This is a genomic window from Coleofasciculus chthonoplastes PCC 7420, assembly GCF_000155555.1.
Lineage (GTDB): Bacteria > Cyanobacteriota > Cyanobacteriia > Cyanobacteriales > Coleofasciculaceae > Coleofasciculus > Coleofasciculus chthonoplastes_A.
Genome location: NZ_DS989867.1, coordinates 1 through 1579 on the forward strand (window position 1 = coordinate 1; position 1579 = coordinate 1579).

Here is a 1579-nt window from a genome sequence, read left to right on the forward strand (position 1 = left end):
AATTTCCGGGTCGCGTCGGCATAGTGAAAGCTAAAATACACCGACCAATCGAAGGAACTATCAAGACGGTAACGGTTAGCATGACCCCATCGGGGAGATATTTTGCGTCCGTCTTGACTGAGGTAGAAGGGGATAACCCACCGAGTAACACTGATGGTAATGTAATCGGGATTGACCTAGGTTTAAAGGACTTTGCTATTGTCAATGATGGTGTTAAGACCTCTAAGTTTGCTAATCCTAAACATTTAGCTAAACATGAGCGTAACCTTAAGCGCAAGCAACGGAAATTAGACAGAAAGGAGAAAGGAAGCAAGTCAAGAGATAACGCCAGGAAACTGGTGGCTAGGGTTCACGAACGAGTATCAAATGTCCGTCAAGACTACCTGCATAAGCTGTCCAGAAAGCTTGTTGACGAAAACCAAGTCATCGTAGTCGAAAGCCTAAATACGCTTGGCATGGTTCGTAACCACAAACTAGCTGCATCTATTTCTGATGTAGGCTGGGGAATGTTTGTCAATTTCCTATCGTACAAGCTTGAATTTGAGGGTAAGGTATTGGTAGAAATTGACCGATGGTTTCCTAGTTCTAAACTCTGCTCAAACTGCCATTATCAAGTGAAGGAGATGCCCTTAGAGGTTAGGGAATGGACTTGCCCTAGCTGTGGCACTCACCACGATAGAGACGGTAATGCCTCAGCAAATATCAGAGCAGAAGGCATCAGAATCTTATCGGTCTCAGGGACTGGGACTGCTGCTGACGGAGGGGAAGTAAGACCAAAGCTTGGGCGTAAGTCTAAGCTGCGGCATTCCCCAGCGAAATCAGAAGCCCACGCTGTACTGAAAGTCAGCGATGGGTAGTTCACTTCCGAAGCCTCTGTAACGATTTAGCTCTATCTGATACTATGAACTACCTGATTGCTGTCCTGAAAAATCGCATTGAAGCCGAAGAAGCTTACACAGTTCTGGAAAAAAGAGGCTTGCCGCTGAATCAAGTCACGATTCTGGGGAAAGGCTATCAAAGTGCTGATGAGTTTGGCTTAATTGACCCGAATCTGCAAGCAATTAAGCAAGTTAAGCAACTCGCCTACTGGTTGCTGCCTTTTGGCTTTGCGGCTGGATATGCCTTTAACCTACTCACGGCAATCGAAATTCTACCGATAAGTCCCATAGGGAATCATATCATTGGCGGTATCTTCGGTGCGATCGCGGCAGCTATGGGCAGCTTTTTTGTTGGTGGCGGAGTTGGCATTGCCTTGGGTAGTGGTGACGCACTCCCCTATCGCAATCGTCTCAATCAGGGGAAATATATCATTGTCGTCAAAGGTTCAGAGGACTTAATTCGCCAAGCTACTCCGCTACTGAAGCGATTTGAGCCGGAAACGATTCAAGGATATACCGAGTGACAGGGTTTATCGGCTATCTAAAATCTCAAGTTCAAATTAGATAGGATGTTTCTAATCTAGGACATCGGTCTAGAAACCGGGTTTCTTTGGGTGAAAGCTGGATATTTCGTTGTCATCCTCACGAGAAACCCGGTTTCTCGGAATACTTGACCGACGCTCTAGGGGTAGTTCCCCTCC

Annotated in this window: 2 protein-coding genes; both read left to right on the forward strand. The window is 46.3% G+C overall.

Annotated features, from left to right (window positions below; all coding sequences use genetic code 11):
- On the forward strand, positions 1-857 hold an 857-nt coding region (locus MC7420_RS28150), incomplete at its 5' end, for an RNA-guided endonuclease TnpB family protein (protein ID WP_044210247.1).
- A gap of 44 nt (positions 858-901) precedes the next feature.
- Positions 902-1402, forward strand: coding sequence for a hypothetical protein (locus tag MC7420_RS28155; protein ID WP_006104923.1), 501 nt, complete (start codon positions 902-904; stop codon positions 1400-1402).
- Positions 1403-1579 lie beyond the last annotated feature (177 nt).